Origin of the sequence: Sandaracinobacteroides sayramensis, assembly GCF_022014495.1 — a bacterium.
Taxonomy (GTDB): Bacteria; Pseudomonadota; Alphaproteobacteria; order Sphingomonadales; family Sphingomonadaceae; genus Sandaracinobacteroides; species Sandaracinobacteroides sayramense.
The window spans coordinates 1-17,258 of sequence record NZ_JAKLSQ010000015.1; the positions used below are offsets into that span (position 1 = coordinate 1).

General features: G+C 68.4%; 14 protein-coding genes. 6 read left to right on the forward strand and 8 right to left on the reverse strand.

All coding sequences use genetic code 11. From position 1 onward, the window contains the following. Positions 1-243: 243 nt before the first annotated feature. Positions 244-2,163, reverse strand: a complete 1,920-nt coding sequence (gene cysN / locus L6Q21_RS12185) for a sulfate adenylyltransferase subunit CysN (RefSeq protein ID WP_237831040.1) — start codon at positions 2,161-2,163, stop codon at positions 244-246. 1 nt (position 2,164) lies between these two features. Beyond that, entirely contained in the window at positions 2,165-3,112 is a 948-nt protein-coding gene (gene cysD, locus L6Q21_RS12190; RefSeq protein WP_237831041.1) for a sulfate adenylyltransferase subunit CysD, read from the reverse strand. A gap of 85 nt (positions 3,113-3,197) precedes the next feature. On the opposite strand from cysD, the gene L6Q21_RS12195 reads away from it, so the two are divergent. Further along, the gene (locus tag L6Q21_RS12195) at positions 3,198-3,848 is read left to right on the forward strand and encodes a glutathione S-transferase (protein WP_237831042.1); all 651 of its coding nucleotides are present in this window, start codon (positions 3,198-3,200) and stop codon (positions 3,846-3,848) included. Between the two features lie 203 nt (positions 3,849-4,051). Then, the gene (gene dapE, locus L6Q21_RS12200; RefSeq protein WP_237831043.1) at positions 4,052-5,179 is read left to right on the forward strand and encodes a succinyl-diaminopimelate desuccinylase; all 1,128 of its coding nucleotides are present in this window, start codon (positions 4,052-4,054) and stop codon (positions 5,177-5,179) included. 147 nt (positions 5,180-5,326) lie between these two features. On the opposite strand, the gene L6Q21_RS12205 is transcribed toward dapE, so the two are convergent. Beyond that, on the reverse strand, positions 5,327-5,644 hold the full coding sequence (locus L6Q21_RS12205; RefSeq protein ID WP_237831044.1) for a TraR/DksA family transcriptional regulator: 318 nt from the start codon (positions 5,642-5,644) through the stop codon (positions 5,327-5,329). Between the two features lie 12 nt (positions 5,645-5,656). Beyond that, positions 5,657-5,908, reverse strand: a complete 252-nt coding sequence (locus L6Q21_RS12210) for a YdcH family protein (protein WP_237831045.1) — start codon at positions 5,906-5,908, stop codon at positions 5,657-5,659. A 293-nt stretch (positions 5,909-6,201) separates the two neighbouring features. Here L6Q21_RS12210 and L6Q21_RS12215 point away from each other — a divergent pair, with 293 nt between their 5' ends. Continuing rightward, positions 6,202-6,531, forward strand: a complete 330-nt coding sequence (locus tag L6Q21_RS12215; protein ID WP_237831046.1) for a UrcA family protein — start codon at positions 6,202-6,204, stop codon at positions 6,529-6,531. 293 nt (positions 6,532-6,824) lie between these two features. Next, entirely contained in the window at positions 6,825-7,103 is a 279-nt protein-coding gene (locus L6Q21_RS12220) for a GNAT family N-acetyltransferase (protein WP_237831047.1), read from the forward strand. A gap of 174 nt (positions 7,104-7,277) precedes the next feature. Here the strand turns inward: L6Q21_RS12220 and L6Q21_RS12225 are convergent, their stop codons facing one another. The 3 genes from L6Q21_RS12225 to L6Q21_RS12235 form a co-directional block, all read right to left on the reverse strand. Further along, positions 7,278-8,069 carry an SDR family oxidoreductase gene (locus tag L6Q21_RS12225; protein ID WP_237831048.1) on the reverse strand — a complete coding sequence of 264 codons (792 nt, stop codon included), beginning with the start codon at positions 8,067-8,069 and terminating at the stop codon, positions 7,278-7,280. 300 nt (positions 8,070-8,369) lie between these two features. Further along, entirely contained in the window at positions 8,370-11,210 is a 2,841-nt protein-coding gene (uvrA, locus tag L6Q21_RS12230; protein ID WP_237831049.1) for an excinuclease ABC subunit UvrA, read from the reverse strand. A gap of 137 nt (positions 11,211-11,347) precedes the next feature. Further along, complete coding sequence (locus L6Q21_RS12235; protein WP_237831050.1) at positions 11,348-12,583, reverse strand: hypothetical protein; 1,236 nt, start codon at positions 12,581-12,583, stop codon at positions 11,348-11,350. Between the two features lie 402 nt (positions 12,584-12,985). Here L6Q21_RS12235 and L6Q21_RS12240 point away from each other — a divergent pair, with 402 nt between their 5' ends. Both L6Q21_RS12240 and L6Q21_RS12245 read left to right on the forward strand, forming a co-directional pair. After that, positions 12,986-14,101: a ScyD/ScyE family protein gene (locus L6Q21_RS12240; protein ID WP_237831051.1), complete on the forward strand. Its 1,116-nt coding sequence runs from the start codon at positions 12,986-12,988 to the stop codon at positions 14,099-14,101. Positions 14,102-14,342: 241 nt separating this feature from the next. Next, positions 14,343-15,782 carry an alpha/beta hydrolase gene (locus L6Q21_RS12245; protein WP_237831052.1) on the forward strand — a complete coding sequence of 480 codons (1,440 nt, stop codon included), beginning with the start codon at positions 14,343-14,345 and terminating at the stop codon, positions 15,780-15,782. A 523-nt stretch (positions 15,783-16,305) separates the two neighbouring features. Here L6Q21_RS12245 and L6Q21_RS12250 read toward each other — a convergent pair. Next, a complete protein-coding gene (locus L6Q21_RS12250; RefSeq protein ID WP_237831053.1) occupies positions 16,306-17,247 on the reverse strand; it encodes a ribose-phosphate pyrophosphokinase in 942 nt (313 codons plus the stop codon). Between the last annotated feature and the right edge of the window lie 11 nt (positions 17,248-17,258).

Here is a 17,258-nt window from a genome sequence, read left to right on the forward strand (position 1 = left end):
TTTCCGCCTCCACCGCCGTGCCCGCCCAGAAGCTGGACCCCGGGTCAAGCCCGGGGGGACGGGGTGGGAGGTTGGTTGCCTGAACGGCTCGGCCGGTCTGGCGCTGCGTCGAGAATAGGGGGTGCAGGGGAAACATTCCCCTGCTGGGTCCAGGGCAAAGCCCTGGCCGCCGGAGGCCCCCCAAGCTGGACTGTGGACGCTAGCGGCTTACCCAGCCCCTCCCCTTCAGGAAGAGGGGCGTTTTCAGGGCCAGGCTTCGTAGATTTCGTCGTGGAGGATATGGGCCACGATTTGCTCGGCGGCTTGTTCCGGGGTGGTTTGCGTCGTGTCTATGTGGAGGTCCGGGTTTTCCGGCGGTTCGTAGGGGCTGTCTATGCCGGTGAAGTTCCGGATTTCGCCGGCGCGGGCGCGGGCGTAGAGGCCCTTGACGTCGCGGCGTTCGGCTTCGGCGAGCGGGGTGTCGATGAAGATTTCGACGAATTCGCCTTTGCCTTGCAGGTCTCTCGCCAGTTGGCGTTCGGCGCGGAAGGGGCTGATGAAGGCGGTGAGGACTATGAGGCCGGCGTCGACCATCAGCTTTCCGACTTCGGCTATGCGGCGGATGTTTTCGACGCGGTCGGCCTCGGTGAAGCCGAGGTCGCGGTTGAGGCCGTGGCGGACATTGTCTCCGTCCAGCAGATAGGTGCGCTTGCCCATGGCGTGGAGCTTCTTCTCCACCAGGTTGGCGATGGTGGACTTGCCGGCGCCCGAGAGGCCGGTGAACCAGAGGAGCATGGGGCGCTGGCCGTTCAGGGCCGCGCGGGTGGCCTTGGAGACGTCGAGCGCCTGCCAGCGGATGGTCGACGCGCGGGTGAGCGGATAGCGCACCGTGCCGGCGCCGGCGGTGGCGTTGGAGAGACGGTCTATCAGGATGAAGCCGCCGGTGAGGCGTGAGAGGCTGTAGGGGTCGAAGGCGATGGGGCGGTCCAGCGCGAGGGTGACCACGGCTATGTCGTTGAGGTTGAGGGCTTTCGCCGGCTGGGGCTCCAGCGTCGCCATGTCGATCCGCTGTTTGATGGCGGTGACGGTGGCGCCGACGGTGCGGGTGCCGAGCTTCAGCCAGTAGGGGCGGCCGGGGTAGAGGGGGGCCTCCTCCATCCAGATGAGGGTGGCTTCGAACTGGTCGGCGACATCGGCCGGGCGGTCCGCGCCGGCGAGGACGTCGCCGCGGCTGACGTCCACCTCGTCGGCAAGCGTGAAGGTGACGCTGGTGCCGGCGATGGCTTCGGAGAGATCGCCGGAGGGGCCGAGGATTCGGGCGATGCGGGTGTCGCGGCCGGCGGGCAGCACGCGGATCTTCTGGCCGACGTGGAAGGTGCCGCTGGCGATCTGGCCGGCGAAGCCGCGGAAGCTGGAATCCGGGCGGTTGACCCATTGCACCGGGAGGCGGGCGGGGCCGTCCGGATTGGCGATGGTATTGGTTTCGGCGGTTTCCAGCGCCTCGACCAGCGTGGGGCCCTTGTACCAGGGGAGGGTGGGCGCGCGGGTGGCGATGTTGGCGCCTTCCGGCGCGATGATCGGGATGGCGGTGATGTCGGCGAAGCCGAGGGTGGCGGCGAACTTGCGGAAATCGGCTTCGATGGCGCGGAAACGCGCTTCGCTGTGGCCGGCGAGGTCCATCTTGTTGACGGCGAGGACGAGCTGGCGGATTCCGAGCTGCGAGACGATGAAGGCGTGGCGGCGGGTCTGCTGCAGCAGGCCGCGCGAGGCGTCCACCAGCAGCACGGCGAGGTCCGCCGTGGAGGCGCCGGTCGCCATGTTGCGGGTATATTGCTCGTGGCCGGGACAGTCGGCGACGATGTAGCGGCGGTTGGGGCTGGCGAAGAAGCGGTAGGCGACGTCTATGGTGATGCCCTGCTCGCGCTCGGCGGCGAGGCCGTCGACCAGCAGGGCGAAGTCCATGTCTTTCCCGCGCGTGCCGTGGCGGGCGCTGTCGGCCGCCAGCGTTTCGATCTGGCCTTCGACCAGCGCCTTCGAATCGTGCAGCAGCCGGCCGATGAGGGTGGACTTGCCGTCGTCGACGCTGCCGCAGGTGATGAAGCGCAGCGTCGGCAGCCTGGCCTGACGGTCCAGGAAGTCCGACACGTCTTCGGCGTGCTCGGGGTGGAGGCGGATGGCGGTCATCTCAGAAATAGCCTTCCGCCTTCTTGCGCTCCATGGAGGCGGACTGGTCGTGGTCCACCATGCGGCCGGCGCGTTCGGTGGTGCGGCTGGAGAGCATTTCGGCGATCATGGAATCCAGCGTGTCGGCGCGGCTTTCGACGGCGCCCGACAGTGGCCAGCAGCCGAGCGTGCGGAAGCGGACTAGGCGCTCCTCGGCGGTTTCGCCGTTCAGCCATTGCATCCGCTCGTCGTCCACCACCAGTATCTGGCCGTCGCGCACGACCGTCCGCCGCTTGCGCGCGAGATAGAGGGGGACGAGGGGGACGTTTTCGAGGCGGATATAATCCCAGATGTCGAGCTCGGTCCAGTTGGAGAGCGGGAAGACGCGGACGCTTTCGCCCGGGTTCAGCCGGCCGTTGTAGAGCGACCAGAGCTCCGGGCGCTGGGCTTTCGGATCCCAGGCGTGGGCGGCGTTGCGGAAGGAGAAGATGCGCTCCTTGGCGCGGGCCTTCTCCTCGTCGCGGCGGCCGCCGCCGAAGGCCGCGTCGAAGCCGTGGTGGGTGAGCGCCTGCTTCAGCGGCTCGGTCAGCATCAGCCTGGTGTATTCGGGGGTGGGGGTGCGGAAGGGGTCGACGCCGGCGGCGGGCGCTTCCGCGTTGTGGGCGACGATGAGGTCGAGGTTGTGGGCGGCGACCATCCTGTCGCGGTGGCGGATCATGTCGCCGAAGTCCCAGCCGGAGGCGACGTGCAGGAAGGGGAAGGGCGGAGGGGCCGGATAGAAGGCCTTGAGCGCGAGATGCAGCATCACGCTCGAGTCCTTGCCGATCGAATAGAGGAAGACCGGCTTGCGCGCCTCCGCCACGGTTTCGCGGAAGATGTGGATGGATTCCGATTCCAGCCGCGCGAGGTGGCTGAGGCGCTGCGGATCGGGCGCGTGAATCGGTGCGGGGCGAACGGCTGAGGCGGTCATGGTGTGGCGCTAGTTGCTGCTGCGGCGCGTCGGGGAAAGCAAGTTGTTCTTTGCCCATGGATAGGCAGCGCGTAGAAAGCATCCCATGAAACTGCATCTGACCAACCGCCGCTACTCCTCCTGGTCGCTTCGGGGCTGGCTGGCCGCCAGACAGTCGGGCCTGCCGTTCGAGGAGGTTTATGTGGACATCTACGCCGACGACTGGGCGCGGGTGCGGACCGAGGGGGTTTATGGCGCGGCCGCCGGCAAGGTGCCGGTGCTGGAGGATGGCGCCAGCCTGATCTGGAATGCTGTGGCGATCGTCGAGTGGCTGGACCGCAGGAGCGGCGGCACGCGCTTCTGGCCGGCGGACGGGCCGGCGCGGGCGTTCGCGCTTTCGGCCGCGGTGGAGATGCAGGCCGGGTTTCCGGGGTTGCGGCAGGCCTGCCCGATGAACTGCCTGCGGCATTATCCCGGCTGGACGCTGGCGCCGGAGGCCGAGGCGGACGTGGCGCGGGTGCAGGCGCTTTGGGAAACCGGTTTGGAGGCCTTTGGCGGGCCGTGGCTGGCGGGGGGCGAATGGGGGGCGGTGGACATCCTGTTCGCGCCCGTCGCCAGCCGGCTGACGACCTATGACGTGAAGCTGAGCCCGGCGGCGGACGCCTATCGGCAGCGGGCGATGGCGCATCCGCTGGTGGCGGAGTGGGTGGAGGCCGCGAAGGCCGAGACGGTGGTGAAGCCGGCTTACGAATATTGAGGCCGAGCGAATGCTCGCTGAGGGTTGGCTTTCTTCCTCCAGCGTTTCGCCCGTGAAAAAGCTGGACCCCGGGTCAAGCCCGGGGTGACGGGGACTGGTGAACCGGGGTGGCGAGAGTTGGTGGTGAAATTGTTCGCTGCCAGTCGTAGCCGATCCATAGCCGAATATTGATAAGGGCGCGGCAAGCTGCCAGCAGGGGCGGCATGGATCCGATCGCTCTGGCCCAGGCCCTTGTCCGCTGCCCGTCCGTCACGCCTGCCGATGCCGGCGCTTTGGGGGTGGTGGCGGATGCGCTTTCGCGGCTGGGATTCGAATGCCATCGGCTGACCTTCGGCGAGGCGCCGGACGGGCCGATCGACAATCTGTTCGCGACCTATGGATCGGGCGGGCCGCATTTCGCCTTTGCCGGGCACACCGATGTGGTGCCGGAAGGGGGGGGCTGGTCTGTCGACCCCTATGCCGGGGAGATTCGCGGCGGGCGGCTGGTGGGGCGGGGCGCCGCCGATATGAAGGGGGCGCTGGCGGCCATGCTGTCGGCGGCGGCGGCGCATGTGGCGCGCGGGGCGCCGGGCACGCTCAGCTTCATCGTCACCGGCGATGAGGAAGGGCCGGCGACCTATGGCACCGATGCGCTGCTCGACTGGATGGAGGCGAACGGGCACCGGCCGCATGTCTGCCTGGTCGGCGAGCCGAGTTCCGCCCTGCGGCTGGGCGACATGATGAAGATCGGGCGGCGGGGCAGCCTGAACGCCTGGATCCGGGTGATCGGCGCGCAGGGGCATGTCGCCTATCCCGACCGCGCCGACAATCCGCTCCGCCGGCTGGTGCCGATCCTGAACGCGCTGCAGGCGCGGCGGCTGGACGAGGGGACGCAGTGGTTCGGCCCCTCCAACCTGGAGATCACCGACCTTGCCGTGGGGAATCCGGCCACCAACGTGATCCCGGCGGAGGCCAGGGCGCGGCTGAACATCCGCTTCAACGATTTGCACAGGGGCGAGGAACTGGCGGGCTGGATCCGCGAGACGGTCGCGGCGCATGCGCCTTCGGCCGAAGTGACGATCCGCATTTCCGGCGAAGCCTTCCTGACGCAGCCGGGTGTGTTCTCGACCCTGGTGGCGGATGCGGTGGAGGCCGAGACGGGGCTGCGGCCGGAGCTTTCCACCTCCGGCGGGACTTCGGACGCGCGCTTCATCCGGCGGATGTGCCCCGTCGTCGAGTTCGGGCTTCCGGGGCAGTCCATGCACAAGGTGGACGAGGAAGCCTCGGTGGCGGACATAGAGGCGCTGGCGCGGATCTACGACCGGGTGCTGGCGCAGGTGTTCGCGGGCTAGGTCGAGAACCCATGGAAGTGATGGATGCTTTCTCCGTCATCCCGGGCTTGACCCGGGATCCCGCTTCTTGGGCGCGCCGGGCGGAAAGCTGGACCCCGGGTCAAGCCCGGGGTGACGAAGGGGAATGGAAGCCCCCAGCCTGGATCGTCAGGGCGCGCAGTTGATGCAGAGCGTGGCCGTGGGCAGCGCTTGCAAGCGGGCGGGGGCGATAGCCTCCCCGCAATTGGCGCAGACGCCATATTCGCCGTCGCGGATTCGCTGAAGCGCGGCGCGGATTTCCCGGCCCTCTTCCACGCGCACGGCTTCCAGCCCCTCGGCTGTGCTGACATCTTCCAGCTGGTTGGCCTGCTCCTCCCAGTCGGAATCGAGGGGCTGGGTCGCTTCGCTTTCCAGCTTCTCGACTTCGGCGCCCAGTTCCTTCAGCCGGGCTTCGAGGCTGGCCTTGATGGAGTTCAGATCCTGCATGGCTTCCCTTCCTCAATCGGTTGCGCGGGCGGCGGAGACGATGGCGGCGATCCGGTCGAGCAGGTGCAGCCTTTCCCGCGAGACGGACTCGTTGCGCTCGTCGGAGGCCGGGTCGGTGCCGGCGTCTATGGCGTGGATGGCGGAATCCAGCTCGTCCAGCCGCGCGGCCAGTTGCTGGAAAGCCGGATCCTCCACCTTCAGCCGGCGCAGCAGCTCTGCGTCCTGCGGATAGATGTCGTGCAGCAGTTGGGGGATGTGGCTCATGCGCTCGCTCCTTCGTGGGAACAATGGCTTGCAGGCCGGCGGGTTCCTTGATCCCCGTCAAGCCGGGCGAATTTGGCATGCTTGGCATGGGGGCGAAAAAGCGACTGTGTGAAAATTCCCAAATGTTGGGATTATGAACATATGTTTTGTGAAGCGTTCATCCTGCGGACAGGTCGCTTTGCCGATGCTTCAGTATCAAATATTTGAAAACGCTTGATTTTATACACCGATGCCAAGGTTGGCACGGCACATGCATTGCTCTTGGCATCTGCATTTCAACAGGAGCTGATGCCATGACGACCCTTCCGACCCCGATGAACCTGACGAGCTTTGCCCTGGCCCTCGTGGCGAGCGGCGCCATGCTGGGCCTGGCGGCCGGACCCGCCGAAGCGGCCACCGAGACGCTGACCTTCCACAGTTCCGAGCTGGCGACGCCGGCCGGCCGGGCGCAACTGGAAACCCGGGTGCGATATGCCGCCGAGCGGGTCTGCGGCCGTGGCGGAGTGGACTGGCGGAACCTGCGCGAACAGGCGGACTATCGGGCCTGCGTGGCGCAGGCGACCGCGAAAGCCCGCGAGGATGTGGCGGCACTGCGCAGCGAAACGATGCTGGCGGCGCGCTGAGCGATTGCAACGAACAGAGGCGCGCCGGGGTATCCCCCTCTCTCTCCCGGCGCGCCTTTTCCCCCGGTGACCGATCAGTCCCGATGTCACCGGGGGAAGCCGATCCCCTTTCGAATGGGCCCCTTCGAACGGGCCCCTTGGAACAGGGATGGATTTCGCCGGGGTCACCCCTCTCTCCCCAGGCGAAGTAAAAGGCGGCCCGGCGTGTCCCCTCACACGCCGGGCCGTTCCTTTGCCCTGCAACCTTTCTTCTGCTTTGCTGTTGCCCCCATGAATGGGCGAAAGGTTGCGCGATGCTGGCGAACGGAGTGACGAACAGGCAGGCGGCGGACGGCCGCTCCGGCCGCTATGAGCTGGTGGTGGACGGGGTGACCGCCTATGCCGACTACCGGCTGGAGGGGGACAGCATCATCTTCCCGCACACCCTCGTGCCGCCGGAGATCGGCGGCCGGGGCGTGGGCGGCAGGCTGGTGAACGCCGCGCTCGACGACGCCGAGGCGCGCGGGCTGAAAGTGGTGCCGGACTGCTGGTTCGTGGCGAAGGCGGTGGAGGCGCGGCGCAAGCGCGGCTGACAGCTTGCGGATTGGTAGAAGCAGTTGAGGTATTTTCCGTCATCCCGGGCTTGACCCGGGTTCTCGCTTCTTGCCAGCGCCGGCGGGAAAGCTGGACCCCGGGTCAAGCCCGGGGTGACGGAGGGGAATGGGGAATATGGCTTCTCGACCCGGGGCCGCGGGGCCTTTCCTTTGCTATTCGCTGTCCATGGCGTGGCCGAGGGAGGCGTGGGCGACTCCGCCGTCGACCGTCAGCACTTCCCCCACCACATAATCGCCGGCGCGGCTGGCGAGGAAGATGGCGGCGCCGGCCATGTCCTCCGGCTGGCCGATGCGGCCGGCTGGAACCGCCTTCGCCACCATGTCGCCATGGTCGCGCGCGGCGCGGTTCATCTCGGAAGCGAAGGCGCCCGGGGCGATCGCCGAGACATGGATGTGCTGGGGCGCCAGATGCGCGGCGAGGCGGCGCGTCAGATGGTGGATGGCGGCCTTCGAGGCATGGTAGCTGTAGGTTTCCCACGGGTTGGGGCGGAGCCCGTCGATCGAGCCGATGTTGATGACCTTGGCCGGGCGGCCGGCGCTGGCCGCCGCCTTCAGCGCGCCGTGCAGCTTCTGGGTGAGGAAGAAGGGCGACTTGACGTTGAGGTCCATCACCTTGTCCCAGCCGCTTTCGGGGAATTCGGCGAAAGGCGCCCCCCAGGCGGCGCCGGCGTTGTTGACGAGGATGTCGAGCTTCGGCTCCGCTTTCGTCAGCGCGTCGGCCAGCGCCTGGCAGCCTTCGACGGTGGAGATGTCGCCCGGGAGCGGGATGCAGTTGGGGCCGAGTTCCGCCGCCGTGTCGAGGCAGGCCTGGATCTTGCGGGCGGTGATATAGACCTTCGCGCCCTGGGCGACGAAGCCGGAGGCGATCATCCGGCCGATGCCGCGCGAGCCGCCGGTGACGAGGGCGACGCGGCCTTCGAGGCTGAACAGGCTTCCGGTGTCCATATTGTCCTCCTTGCTTTCGCCGCAGGCTGGTAGGGGCATGGTGGCGGCGCGGCCACTGTCAGTTTAGGCTAGTTCAGGGACGGCGCCGGATTGCCGGGGAGCCGGAAGCGGCGTTGAGCGTTAGCGGGCGCCGTCGAAGACCTTGTAGCAGGCCGTCGAAGCCGGGGCATTGGTGGAGGGCGAAGCCCGGATCCCGGCGATTGACGATCTGAGACAGGACTGTTCTTCGGCCGCTGGCCCGCCGCTTCCGATTTCGAAACCTTGTGCCAGCTTCGAACAGGGCCCGAGTTCCGGCTTCCGTCAGCCCGCAGCCGCCCGCAGCAGCGGTTTCAGATAGCCGCCGGTGAAGCCCTTGCCGGAGGCGGCCAGCTGCTCCGGGGTGCCGGCCATCACCAGCGTGCCGCCGCCGGAACCACCTTCCGGGCCCATGTCGAGCACCCAGTCGGCGGTCTTGATGACTTCGAGATTGTGCTCGATCACCACCACGGTGTTGCCCTGCTCGACCAGCGCGTGAAGCACTTCCAGCAGCTTGCGGACATCCTCGAAGTGGAGGCCGGTGGTGGGCTCGTCCAGGATGTAGAGGGTCTGGCCGGTGGCGCGGCGGCTGAGTTCCTTCGCCAGCTTCACCCGCTGCGCCTCGCCGCCCGACAAGGTCGTCGCCTGCTGGCCGACATGGACATAGCCGAGGCCGACCTCCTCCAGCATGCGCAGCCGGTCGCGGATGGGGGGGACGGCCTCGAACAGCTTCACCGCGTCCGTCACCGTCATGTCCAGCACATCGGCGATCGAGTGCCCCTTGTGCAGCACTTCCAGCGTCTCGCGGTTGTAGCGCTTGCCGTGGCAGACGTCGCACTGGACATAGACGTCCGGCAGGAAGTGCATTTCGATCTTCAGCACGCCGTCGCCCTGGCAGGCCTCGCAGCGGCCGCCCTTCACGTTGAAGCTGAAGCGGCCGGGCTTGTAGCCGCGCGCCAGCGATTCCGGCAGGCCGGCATACCAGTCGCGGATGTGGGTGAAGGCTTGCGTGTAGGTGGCGGGGTTGGAGCGCGGCGTGCGGCCGATCGGCGACTGGTCTATGTCGATCACCTTGTCCAGATGCTCCAGCCCGGTAAGGCTGTCGTGCGGGCCGGCGTGGATGCGGGCGCCGTTCAAGGCGCGGGCGGCGGCCGGGTAGAGCGTGTCTATGACGAGGCTCGACTTGCCGCTGCCCGAGACGCCGGTGACGCAGGTGAAGGTGCCGAGCGGGATGCTGGCGCTGACGCCCTGCAGATTGTTGGCGCGGGCGCCCGTCAGCTTCAGCGCCTTGCCGTTGCCCTTGCGGCGCCTGTCCGGAAGCGGGACGGTGCGGCGGCCGGAGAGATAGTCGCCCGTGAGGCTGTTCGGGTTGTTCAATATGTCGTCGAGCGTGCCTTCGGCGATGACCATGCCGCCCTGCTTGCCGGCGCCCGGACCCATGTCGACCACATGGTCGGCGGTGCGGATCGCGTCCTCGTCGTGCTCGACGACGAGGACGGTGTTGCCGAGGTCGCGCAGGCGCTTCAGCGTTTCCAGCAGCCGGTCGTTGTCGCGCTGGTGCAGACCGATGCTGGGTTCGTCCAGCACATAGAGCACGCCGGAAAGGCCGGAGCCTATCTGCGAGGCGAGGCGTATCCGCTGGCTTTCGCCGCCGGAGAGCGTTCCAGAGGTGCGGTCGAGGCTGAGATAGCCGAGGCCGACGTTCACCAGGAAGCCGAGACGCTCGTTGATCTCCTTCAGGATGCGGGCGGCGATTTCCTGCTGCTTGCCGGTGAGGCTGCCGGTGAGGGCGAGGAACCAGTCGGCGGCCTCCGCCACCGAGCGGCGGGTGGATTCGCTGATGCTTTCGCCGGCGATCTTCACGCTGAGCGCCTCCGGGCGGAGGCGGGCGCCGCCGCAGGCCTCGCACGGCGCGCTGGCCTGGTAGCGGCCGAGCTCCTCGCGCATCCAGGCGGATTCGGTGTCGCGGAAGCGCTTGTCGAGGTTGGCGATGACGCCTTCGAAGGGCTTGTTCACCTCGTAGCGCTTGCGGCCGTCCTCGAAGACAAGGGCGATCGGCTTGCCTTTCGTGCCGTGGAGGATGGCCTCGCGCGTGGCTTCGGGGAGCTTCGCCCAGGGCTGTTCCAGCGTGCCGCCGAGCGCGGCGACCACCGAGGAGAGCACCTGCATATAATAGGGGCTGGGCGGGCTGGACTTCGCCCAGGGGACGACCGCGCCTTCCTTCAGCGAGACGGTCTCGTTGGGGACGATCAGCTCCGGGGAGAAGAAGAGCTTTTCGCCCAGGCCGTTGCAGGTGGGGCAGGCGCCCTGCGGGGCGTTGAAGGAGAAGAGGCGCGGCTCGATCTCGGGCAGGGTGAAGCCGGAGACGGGGCAGGCGAATTTCTCGGAGAAGGTGATCGGCTCGCCGCCGTCCACCAGTTCCACCGTGGCGAGGCCATCGGCGAGCTTCAGCGCGGTTTCGAAGCTTTCGGCGAGGCGGCTGGCGATGTCCGGCCGGACGACGAGGCGGTCGACCACCACTTCTATGTCGTGCTTGTATTTCTTGTCGAGCGCCGGCGCTTCCTCGATCTCGTGGATCTGGCCGTTCACGCGCAGACGCTGGAAGCCGGCCTTCTTCCACTCGGCGATTTCCTTGCGGTATTCGCCCTTGCGGCCGCGCACCACCGGGGCGAGCAGCATGAGCCGGGTGCCTTCGGGAAGCGCCAGCACCCGGTCCACCATCTGGCTGACCGTCTGCGCGCTGATCGGAAGGCCGGTGGCGGGCGAATAGGGCACGCCGACGCGCGCCCAGAGGAGGCGCATGTAATCGTAGATCTCGGTGACGGTGCCGACGGTCGAGCGCGGGTTGCGGCTGGTCGTCTTCTGCTCGATGCTGATGGCCGGCGACAGGCCCTCGATATGGTCGACGTCCGGCTTCTGCATCAGCTCCAGGAACTGGCGGGCGTAGGCGGAGAGGCTTTCCACATAGCGGCGCTGGCCCTCGGCGTAGATGGTGTCGAAGGCGAGGCTGGACTTGCCGCTGCCCGACAGGCCGGTGATGACGATCAGCTTGTCGCGCGGCAGGTCTATGTCGACCGACTTCAGATTATGCTCGCGCGCGCCGCGGACGGAGATTTTGGTCAGCATGGACGGTGTTCTACCTATGTTCCGCGCCAGTGGAAAGGGTTTGTGGAAAGGGTTTGTGGGAAGGGCTTGCGGGAAATGGCCGGGAAGGGGGAGCGGGCAGAAGTGGGAAATGCGGCGCGAAAAGAAAAGGGCTGGGGTCAGCTGGTGGGGACGGTGACGATTATGGGGCCGCTGGCCGGGACCGCCCTGGCCGGACCGGCGCGGCGTGGGCCTTCCAGAGCCGGGGCGCCGGGAATGGCGTAGGCCGCCATGGTGGAAGCGGCGCAGCCCCAGGAGACGCCGTTGGTGAAGCTTGCCGGCGCCACGGGGAACTCCCCTCCGCGCAGGAGCTTCGGCGCGCCCGCCTCGGCGTCGGCCGGATGGTTCTCCCAGGTCATGGCCGGGACCTGCAGCCCGCCCTCCACCTTCACGAAGGGGTGGGGGATGAAGTCTCCGATATAGGTCAGCTTGCCCGGCTCGACGGTGAACATCGCCGAGCCCAGGCAGAAGTTCACGTTGACGACGCCTTGCGCCGCCGGGGTCGCGCCGGTGATGACATAGGTGCCGGGCGTCAGCGCGGCGGCGACATGTTCGAGCTCCAGCGCCTTGTCGCGCGATTTCAGCAGGGCCGAATAGGTGGTGGTGTCGGCCTTGTCGCGCCTGGCCGGGGTGACGATATTGGCGGCTTCCGGATCGTAGCGGCTGATGAGGACGGCGGCCGACTTGCCCTGCGACAGCGAGTCCGGGCGGCGGAAACCCAGGATCACACCGCCCTGGCCGGGGGCGATCTCGACCGGCTTCACCGGCTTGGGGGGCGGGGCGCTGGCCTTGGGCGGGGTGCGCGGTTCGAGCGGGGCGGCGATCGCCGGAGCGGCCAGGCGGTTGGCCCAGCGCGTGACCTTCACGCCCTCCGGCAGGGTCTCGGCCCCCACCAGCCTTTCGAAATGCCCTTCCCGCTCGGCGTCGGTCATGGCGGCGACCCGGCTGCGCACGGCGGCGTCTTCCACTTCGACGAGGTTCCAGCCCTTGACGAGGAGGCAGGTGCGCCGGTTCGCGCGCCGGAGTTCGCCTTCGGCAATGGCGTTGCCGATCATCGCGCCGATGATTCCGGCGCCGGCCGCCGCCGCGGGCGAGATGATTCCGGGGTTGTAGGGGACGACGACGGTCTGCCCGCCCATCGTCCGCGAGCCGCGGGCGATCAGGCGGCATTCCTGCCAGTCGGCGTCATAGTCGGCGCGGGTGGCGCCCGGGCGGTTGTAGAAGCGGCTGTCCTTCAGGTCGCGCGCGGAGTCCTCGGCGATCTCGCGCGCGTCTTCCGCGCTGGTCAGCGCCGGGACTTCGGAGACAGCAGGGCCGGCGGCTTCGGAGGTTTCGGCCTGAGTCGCAGATATCAATAGAAATGCAAGCAATACAGACATTTAAGCCTCCACCCTGGCCTCATCGGCGCTTTTGCCGCTGTAGACCCGCCGCCTCTCCGGCGCCAGAGCGATTATGCATCCGGGCAGTGGATGCGGTTTGAAAAACCGGACCCCGGGCCGAGCCCGGGGCGACGGAAATCTGGGGAAGCCGTTCGCCGCGACTTCAAACCGATCCATCGGCGCAAGCCGGCACGGCTACAGTTCGGGGCCGAAAGCTGCTATGCACATGGTTAACGACGAGTCGCGGCGCTTTGCGCCGGGCGCGTCTTCCATGCCCGGGGAAAGCCCGGCGGGGTCGCATCGGCGAAGGCTGTGGATTCTGCGAGGAGGGGCATGATGCGAACAGGGATTTGGGCCATTGCGGCCATCGGCGCCGCTATGCTGTCTGGGCCGGCCGGAGCGGCGACCTATAAATCGACTATCTTCGCCCAGAATCTGAACAATCCGCGCGGGCTGGCCTTCGGGCCGGACGGGGCGCTCTACATCGCCGAAGGCGGCACCTTCAATCCGGGCGGGCCGAGCATCATACAGGAAGGGCAGCCGGCGGAATTCGGGCTCTCCGGCTCCATCACCCGCGTGGAGAATGGCGTGCAGACGCGGATCGTCACCGGGCTGCCCTCGCTGACGGGGATAACGAGCGGCTCGTCGACCGGCGCGGCGGACATCGCCTTCCTGAACGGCACCGGCTACTTCCTGATCGGGCTGGGCGCCGACCCCGCCGCCCGCACCGGGGCGCTGGGCTCGGCGCCGGAAGCGGTGGATCTGGGCGGGCTTTACAGCTTCTCCGGCAATGTGGTGACGAAGCTGGCCGATATCGCCGCCTTCGAGGCACTGAACAATCCCGCCGGCGGGCCGATTGACAGCAACCCGTTCAAGCTGACCGCCGGACCGGGCAGGCTGCTGGTGACGGACGCGGGCGGCAACAGCCTGCTTTCGGTGACGCCTGAAGGAGTGGTTTCGCTGGAAGCGGTGTTTCCCGGCCGCGACATCGGCGGCGGCTTCCCGAGCGACTCGGTGCCGACCGGAGTCGCCGTCGGCCCGGACGGAGCCTTCTATGTGGGGGAGCTGACCGGCTTCCCCTTCACGCCGGGGCAGGCGCAGATCTTCCGCATCGACGCCGATGACGGGACGCGCAGCGTCCATGCCACCGGCTTCACGAACCTGACCGACATCGCCTGGGGCGCCGACGGCTTCCTCTATGCGCTGCAGTTCGCCGATTCGGGGATCCCGGGCGGGCCGCCCGGCTCGCTGGTGCGGCTGGAGGCGGACGGATCGCTGACCACGATCTTCGGCGGGCTGATCGCGCCGGTCGGGCTGGAGATCGGCGCCGACGGAGCCTTCTACGTGACGCAGTTCAGCGCCTCGTCCGGCGTGGGGCAGGTGCTGCGGATTGCCGCGGTGCCGGAGCCGGCGAGCTGGGCGATGCTGGTGCTGGGCTTCGGCGTGCTGGGGATGGCGGCACGGCGGCGCAGGGCTACCTTCGCGCAGGGGTGATGGGGCGAAGCGGCGGCTGTGAAACACTCCCGTCACCCCGGGCTTGACCCGGGATTCCGCTGTCTTCCTCAAGCGCTGCGCCGGTAGAAAAGCTGGACCCCGGGTCAAGCCCGGGGTGACGGGTGGTGGAGATGTCCGGTGTCTGGTCGGCGACCCGCACGGGTTGGCAAGCTGCACAATCGCCATTTTTCGGGCGGCAGAATTGCCTTTTCTTTCCCCGCCAGCCGGCTAGGTCTGGGGCATGTGGCGCTGGATCGGATTCGCGGCCCTGATCGGGCTCATCATCACCATTCTCATGTCGTTCCACCAGCCGCCCATGCGCCTGATGCCGGTGCCGCTGGCCTTCCAGAAATCCGGGTCCGCGATGTTCGCCGCCAACCCCGGCCTCAGGCAGGACAACCGGATCGAGCTTTTCTACGCCACCAACCGCCTGCCGGTGGGGCCGCGCAACAACCGCCTCTATTCGGTGGCGCCCGGGCGCGACCTGCTGCTGGGGGTGGGCACCATCCGCATCGGCGACGATGGAACGCCCTGGGACAGGGTCTATGAATGGTCGCAGGGGACGGACGGCGGCCGGCGGCCGCAACTGGTTCTGGAGCGGATGGCGGAAATGGCGACCCTGCCCGAAGGGGCGGTGCCGGCGCCCTCCCCCGCGCTCGACTCGCAGCTTCGGGGCTGGCTGGGGCTGGTGGACCAGGCGCTGGAGCAGAGCCCCGACAGGGACATCATCATCTATGTCCATGGCGCCAATTCCACGGTGGAGCGGGCGGCGGGGCAGGCGGCGCAGCTTCGGCACTTCACCGGGCAGAACGCCGTGGTGCTGCTGTTCGCCTGGCCGACGGCGGAGAATTTCCTGGTCTATCCGCGCGACATCGAGACCGCCTTCGGCGCCGCGCCGCAGCTGGCACGGCTGGTGCAGCTGCTGTCGGCCCATACCAGGGTGCGCAAGATCGACGTGCTGAGCTATTCCGCCGGCGGCACCGTCGCCTCGGACGGCCTGGCGCAGCTTGGCCGCTACGCGACGGACGAGGGCGTGGACGTGCGGCTGGGGCAGGTGCACCACGCCGCGCCCGACGCTGACTTCCGCAGCTTCACCGACGACCTGCGCGATTACGCGAAAGTGGCCGAGCGGGTGACCGTGTCTTTGAACATGGAGGATTCGGCGCTGCGGCTTTCGCAGGTGGTGAACCGCGCCTCGCGCGCGGGGCGGCCCGACCTTTCCGAGCTTTCGCCCGGCGACCTGCGCTTCCTGCAGCAGGCCAACCGCGAGCTGGGGCTGGAAATCGTGCGGGTGCGGCCGGGCGACCTCCATGGGGTAAGCGCCCGCTCGCACGCCTTCTGGTACATGGACCCCTGGGCGGCGAGCGACGTGCTGATCGAACTGCTGTTCGGGCTGGGCGCCGAGAAGCGGGGGCTGGCGCCGGGGCCGGGGGCCGGCGGGCTTTCCTACTGGGTGTTCCCGCCGGATTATGAAGAGCGCCTGCCCGGGGTGCTGGCGAAGGTCTCAGCCCTCCTGCCCGCTACCGTGCCCGCTACCGTGTCTGGGGCCGCGCCCGAAGCGGCCGTCGTTCAGGAAGGCGATCGCCTCGGCGACGCTCAAGGGGTGGAAGGGCATCAGGCTGTGGGCGACGGGAAGGACGATATGGTCGGCCATGCCGTCGAGGCGGGTGGCGGCCACTGACACCTTGCCGTCGTTGGGGCGCGGCAGGACGCGCTCCGGGACGAGGCCGGGCACGTCTCCGGCGACCACGCCCAGCTCATAGTCGACCGGGCCGAGCAGCGCCTCGTCCGCGCGCAGGCGGCGGGTGCGCAGCACGCCGCCGACCGGGCCGAGGACGGTCGCCGACAGCTTCAGGTCGAACAGCAGGTCCGCCAGTTCCGAGCCCTGGTTGGGCGGCGCGAGCTGGACGACGCGGCCGAGGCGCTTCGGCCGCTCGGTGGCGATGAGCGCCCGGGCGACGAGGCCGCCGAGCGAGTGGGTGACGATGTGGAGCGGCCCGTCCAGCGTCTGTTCGAAGGCGGCGACGCGAGGGGCAAGGAAGGCGAGGATCTCCGCCATGCCGCGGCGCATGCCGTAGCTGGGCGCCAGCGTCGCATGGCCCTCGGCGCCGAGTTCGGAGCCGAGGAAGCCCATGGAAAGGCCGGTGCGGCCATGGCCATGAAGGAGAAGGACGCCCGAGGGCATGGCGTCGCCGCGCGCCGCTTCAGTCGAACAGGCTGGAGACGGAGCTTTCGTCGGAAATGCGGCGGATCGCCTCGCCCAGCAGCGGCGCCATGGTGAGGTGGCGGATCTTCTTCGCCTCGGTGACCGGCTGGGTGGAGCCGATCGAGTCGGTGATGACGAGTTCCGTCAGCGCCGAGCCCTCGACACGGGCGACGGCGCCGCCCGAAAGCACGCCATGCGTCACATAGGCGACGACCCCGGCGGCGCCGGCGTTCACCAGCGCCTGCGCGGCGTTGCACAGCGTGCCCGCGGAATCGACGATGTCGTCGATCAGGATGCAGAAGCGGCCCGAGACGTCGCCGATGATGTTCATCACCTCGCTTTCGCCGGGGCGCTCGCGCCGCTTGTCGACGATGGCGAGCGGGGCGTTGTCCAGCCGGCGGGCGAGCGCCCGGGCACGGACCACGCCGCCGACGTCCGGCGAGACGACCATCAGCTTGCCGGCCTGGCCCGGGTGGCGGGCCTGGATGTCGGCCGACATGACGGGCGCCGCGAAGAGATTGTCCACCGGCAGGTCGAAGAAGCCCTGGATCTGGCCGGCGTGGAGGTCCACCGAAAGCACGCGCGAGGCGCCGGCGGTGGTGATGAGGTTGGCGACGAGCTTCGCCGAAATCGGGGTGCGGGGGCCGGGCTTGCGGTCCTGCCGGGCGTAGCCGAAATAGGGGATGACGGCGGTGATCCGCTTGGCGCTGGCGCGCCGGAGCGCGTCGATGCAGATCAGCAGCTCCATCAGATTGTCGTTGGCGGGCGCGGAGGTGGACTGCAGGACGAAGACGTCCTCGCCGCGCACATTCTCGTGGATCTCGACGAAAATCTCCTCGTCGGCGAAGCGGCGGACGGAGGCCTGCGTGAGGGGAATCTCCAGATAGCTGGCGACATCCTGGGCGAGCTTGGGGTTGCTGTTGCCGGCGAGTAGTTTCATCGATGCTTCCT